Source organism: Alteromonas sp. 14N.309.X.WAT.G.H12 (genome assembly GCF_036697315.1).
Classification (GTDB): Bacteria; Pseudomonadota; Gammaproteobacteria; order Enterobacterales; family Alteromonadaceae; genus Alteromonas.
On the sequence record NZ_JBAHZB010000168.1, the window covers coordinates 1 to 5,040 of the forward strand.

The 5,040-nt window shown below is 47.0% G+C and carries 4 protein-coding genes; 2 read left to right on the top strand and 2 right to left on the bottom strand.

What is annotated here, in order from left to right; translation table 11 throughout:
- Nucleotides 1–69: 69 nt before the first annotated feature.
- Complete coding sequence (locus tag V5298_RS19725; RefSeq protein WP_332933135.1) at nt 70–831, bottom strand: methyltransferase domain-containing protein; 762 nt, start codon at nt 829–831, stop codon at nt 70–72.
- 87 nt (nt 832–918) lie between these two features.
- Between V5298_RS19725 and gloB the strand changes: the two genes are divergently transcribed.
- Nucleotides 919–1,713 (top strand): hydroxyacylglutathione hydrolase, encoded by a 795-nt coding sequence (gloB, locus tag V5298_RS19730; protein WP_332933136.1) that lies wholly within the window; start codon nt 919–921, stop codon nt 1,711–1,713.
- Nucleotides 1,714–1,780: 67 nt separating this feature from the next.
- Nucleotides 1,781–3,454 (top strand): lytic transglycosylase, encoded by a 1,674-nt coding sequence (locus V5298_RS19735; protein WP_332933137.1) that lies wholly within the window; start codon nt 1,781–1,783, stop codon nt 3,452–3,454.
- Between the two features lie 74 nt (nt 3,455–3,528).
- Here the strand turns inward: V5298_RS19735 and cysS are convergent, their stop codons facing one another.
- Nucleotides 3,529–4,908, bottom strand: a complete 1,380-nt coding sequence (gene cysS, locus V5298_RS19740) for a cysteine--tRNA ligase (protein ID WP_332933138.1) — start codon at nt 4,906–4,908, stop codon at nt 3,529–3,531.
- Between the last annotated feature and the right edge of the window lie 132 nt (nt 4,909–5,040).

Sequence of the window (5,040 nt, forward strand, 5' to 3'; positions counted from 1 at the left end):
ACCCCATGAAGGTGCTCAACCAGGCATGCGGGTTAAGTAATCTGTGTTTTAAGAAAAACCTGACTTCGGTCAGGTTTTTTTATTTTGTCCTAACAACGTTGTGGGCTTTACCCGCATACTGGCTCCCACCGCCGAAAAATTGGGTTTTAGTTTCCATTTCGGTTTAATGGTGGTCATAGGCACAACCCGTTTTCGCGCCAAAATAACGTACACCGAACTACACCAAGGCAAATACCGCGACACCCGTTGTTGCCACACCACGGGCAACACACGCTTTTTCATAAATAACATGGAAAACAAAATGTGCCGGGTTTCGATAATCTCATAGCCCAGTAGCTGCAACCAATCCTTCACTCTACCAGAAGAAAAAAAGCGGGCATCATGTAACAAGTTACCCCGTTTCAAAGGCAGGTACTTCCCCACACCCGTAAGGCTATACGGGTTAAAACCACTTAAGATGATATAGCCGTCTTGGTTGATGCACCGGTCTACTTCACGCAAAATCTGATGAGGATCCTGACAATAATCCAACTCGTTTGCCAACAAGAAACCATCAATGCTGTTTTCCACGAAGGGCAATTCTGTTGACTCACCAATAACATGGGTATGGGCGTTACGAACGGGCGTTTGATGAATTTGGTGGGTAATACTGCATTTTGTAAGCGAAATCTGCGAGCTCAACGTACCTAGCTTCACAAAGTGATAGCCAAATATTCTCTTCGCATAACTATTGCTCACACCTTGAATGGTACGGCGGATCGCTTCGCCAGCAGGTAATTGAGACCAGTTTTCAGGGTAGCGAGGAACCCGTGCGCGGTATGCCAATCTCATTGATTATTAAACCGTTCCATAAAGTTGCAGTGTCGCTATCAAGTTTCTATAGTATCGCATAATTCTCTTTTCATAAGCAGGTATATTATGACACCACCGTTAAGCTTTCCCGAGCAGGTCAGCGTCACGCCCATTAGCGCATTTTCAGACAACTACATTTGGTGCCTTCATGATAGCAACACCGCGGTGGTTGTGGATCCCGGCGATGCCAATCCCGTTTTAGCATTTTGTGAGCAACACCAACTCACCCTCACTGCCATTCTTATCACCCATCACCATCATGATCATACCGGCGGTATTCAAAAACTGGTTGCATCCTATCCAGACATCCCGGTTATTGGTCCACACGGCGGACATATTCAGGGTATCACACAGCCGGTTAAACAAGGCGATACCGCCAGTTTAGAAACACTTCACTGCCACTTTGATGTAATAGAAGTGCCGGGGCATACTCTGGATCATATCGCCTTTTATGGCCATGGCGCGCTATTTTGTGGTGATACCTTATTTAGTGGCGGATGCGGACGACTTTTTGAAGGCACCCCCGCACAAATGCATCACTCGTTGAACACACTAACACACCTACCAGATGATACACGAGTATACTGCGCCCACGAATACACTCAGGCAAACATGACCTTTGCCCTGGCTGTGGAACCAGAAAATGCGCAACTAAATCGCCACGCCGAAAAAGTCAATTCACTGAGAGCCGAGCAGCGTATTACGCTACCCTCTACCCTTGCTGTAGAAAAAGCCATCAATCCATTTCTGCGCACACAGCACGCTTCCGTGGCCGACGCCGCGATTCGGTATTCAGGGCAAACATTGACAAGCGACGATGCCATTTTTGCTGCCATTCGTCGTTGGAAAGACGAGTTTTGATGCAATCATTAGTAACAATTGTTAGGCTATAACATTTTTTGTAGTCAAATTGCGAGGCAGCATAAGAATGAAGACAACGCTGGGCCTTCTCGCCGGTATGTCAATGATAACCTTGTTAACAGGTTGTCAGTTAACCGAATCAGAAGTAGCGGCCAATGAGGTTGCGCCTGAAATAAACACGCCCGAGCTCGATAGCTGTGAAGTGGGTCAAACCAAAATCGATGATGCCCAAGATTGTCAGGTGGCCAAAGATGGGGTCATCGAAGTCGTGCATCCGGTGGATGATGTTGATGAAGCACTGGATGATGCCATTTCTACAGAGCAAGCCGATGCCGTCATCGATGATGTATGGACGCGACTAAGCAGTCAGTTTTCCCTCGATATTCCTGATGATAACCGCATCGCATTACAACGAAACTGGTATTTAAAGCATCCCGAGTATATGGCCCGGGTTGTCAATCGTGCACGGCCATTTCTGTATTACATTGCTGGCGAACTTGAACAAGGGGGGATCCCCTTAGAAATCGCATTGCTGCCTATTGTGGAAAGTGCCTTCGATCCCTTTGCATATTCCCACGGACGTGCTGCCGGCATGTGGCAGTTTATTCCCGGCACAGCCAAACGTTTCGGTATGCGTCAAAGTTGGTGGTATGACGGCCGCAGAGACGTGGTTGCGTCCACGAAAGGAGCCATTGAATACCTCACCTATTTAAATAAGATGTTTGACGGCGACTGGTTAAATGCCCTTGCCGCCTATAACAGTGGTGAAGGTCGCGTACTTCGCGCCATTAAACAAAATGAAAAAGCCGGTAAGAAAACCGATTTTTGGTCCTTGGATCTACCAAGAGAAACCCGCGCTTATGTACCGAAATTATTAGCACTGGCCGATATTTTAAAACACCGAGACAGCTATCAATTTGACTGGCCGGCCATCGACAACGAAGAAGTGGTAAGTCTGGTAGACATTGACTCTCAAATCGACCTCGCCTTTGCTGCCGATTTAGCCGATATGGAATTAGAAGATCTTCACGCCCTTAACCCAGGATTTAATCGCTGGGCCACAGATCCTGATGGGCCCCATTATTTGCTATTGCCTGCCGACAAAGCTAAGAACTTTTCTCAGCAGCTGGCGTCCATTGACCAAAAAGATCGCCTAAACTGGGTGCGTTATACCGTTAAGCGAGGAGACAGCCTGTTAAAGCTGGCCAACCACTATCACACCACTGCCAGCATTATCAAAAAGGTGAATAATCTGTCATCGAATATGATTCGAATTGGTGATGCGATAATGATACCGGTTGCGTTAAAAGAACTGGACGCCTATTCCCTCAGTCAAGATCAACGCTTAGCATCCATACAAAACCAGCCCCATGCTAAGGCCAAAATTGCCTACAAAGTAAAATCGGGAGATACCCTGTGGGATATCAGCCGATTGTATAAAGTGAATACCAATGATTTAGCCAAATGGAACGGCATGGCTCCAACAGATCCTCTGATGCCCGGCAAAACCCTCATTGTTTGGCAAGGCAAAAAGACAGACACCGGCGCCACAGCGGGCGTGGTAAGATCCTTTACGTATACCGTACGAAATGGTGACAGCCTGTCCCGCATCGCCAGTAAATTTAATGTGAAAGTGTCAGATATCACCCAATGGAACAATTTAAATTCCAAAAAATATCTGCAACCCGGTCAAAAACTCAAACTCCACGTGGATGTCACCCGACTGAAAAACGTGGGTTGATAACACCATAAGTTAGATCAAAAAAAGGGGCGCCATGCCCCTTTCGTTTTTTCATTTGCCGTTGTTAACGCCAGTTATGCTTTACGCCAACTGGTGCCTGATGGCCCATCTTCAAGTACCACGCCCATTGCCGTTAACGCATCACGAGCAGCATCGGCTGCCGCCCAGTCTTTTGCAGCACGGGCATCGTTGCGTTGTTTAATGAGCGCTTCAATTTTTTCCGCTTCATCATCATCGCCGCCACCTTGCAACCAACTTTCCGGTGAAGATTGTAAAATACCTAAAATAGCTCCTAGGCCTTTTAATACAGCGCCTAACTTGGCTGCCTCAGCCTCATTGGCTTTTTGTTTATTTAAATCTCGCGCCAATTCAAATAGCACAGAGAATGCTTCTGGCACATTTAAATCATCGTCCATGGCCGCTTCAAACTTTGCCAAATAACCCCCGTAAGCTAAATCGGTGGAAGCATCTGGCTCTACGCCACGCAGCGCAGTATATAAACGTTCGAGAGCTGACTTTGCCTGATCGATGTTATCTTGCGAATAACTAAGCTGGCTACGATAATGGGCCGACATCAGGAAAAACCGTAATGATTCAGCATCGTGCTCTTGCAAAACATCCCGTAAGGTAAAAAAGTTGCCCAGAGATTTAGACATCTTTTCGTTATCCACCTGTACCATGCCCGTATGCATCCACACGTTCACGTAAGGGGTGTCAAAGGCGCAGCAAGATTGCGCCACTTCGTTTTCATGATGGGGAAAAGTTAAATCCGAACCGCCGCCATGAATATCAAAGTGGGCACCTAAGTGTTTGTGGTTCATTGCAGAACACTCGATATGCCAACCCGGGCGCCCGTCTCCCCACGGTGACGGCCATGCAGGCTCCTGGGGTTTGGCTTTTTTCCACAGAACAAAATCCAGCGGATCGTCTTTACCCGCGGCCACTTCAACCCGGGCGCCAGCTTGCAGTTGTTCTAGGTTTTGTTTACTCAGTTTGCCGTATTCAGGAAACTTACTCACATCGAATAACACATCACCACTGTCAGCCAAATAAGCAAAGCCCTTATTCACCAAGGTTTCGATAATATTGATAATTTCTGGCATGTGGGTGGTTACCCGAGGCTCAATATCTGGCTCAAGTAAATTAATTGCCGCAAAGTCATCATGCATCATGGCAATTGTACGCGCGGTTAACGCGTCTGTTGATTCGCCATTTTCCGCTGCGCGGGCGATAATTTTGTCGTCCACATCGGTAATATTGCGCACATAAGTCACGTCATAGCCTAAATGACGAAGGTAGCGTACTAGCACATCAAAACTTAAATACGTACGGGCATGCCCCATGTGACTTAAGTCATACACCGTAATACCACACACATATAACCCCACTTTTCCTTCCTCTAACGGAACAAAAGGCGCTTTTCCCCGGGTGCGTGTGTTGTAAAGGTGTAACATGATATTCCTCTGTCATCAAAGTAGCTTAAATTCGGGGCGAAAGTGTAGCATTACCCGCTCTCGGCGCACAGTTTTTGTCGGCCTTTTCTCAGTGAATAATTTAACTTAAGCGTGAAATCAGCTACCATTGGC

What these genes read in the sequence shown, in the direction of transcription:
- V5298_RS19725 (WP_332933135.1), bottom strand. Translation starts at nt 831, where the DNA reads ATGAGATTGGCATACCGCGCACGGGTTCCTCGCTACCCTGAAAACTGG.
- gloB (WP_332933136.1), top strand. Translation starts at nt 919, where the DNA reads ATGACACCACCGTTAAGCTTTCCCGAGCAGGTCAGCGTCACGCCCATT.
- V5298_RS19735 (WP_332933137.1), top strand. Translation starts at nt 1,781, where the DNA reads ATGAAGACAACGCTGGGCCTTCTCGCCGGTATGTCAATGATAACCTTG.
- cysS (WP_332933138.1), bottom strand. Translation starts at nt 4,908, where the DNA reads ATGTTACACCTTTACAACACACGCACCCGGGGAAAAGCGCCTTTTGTT.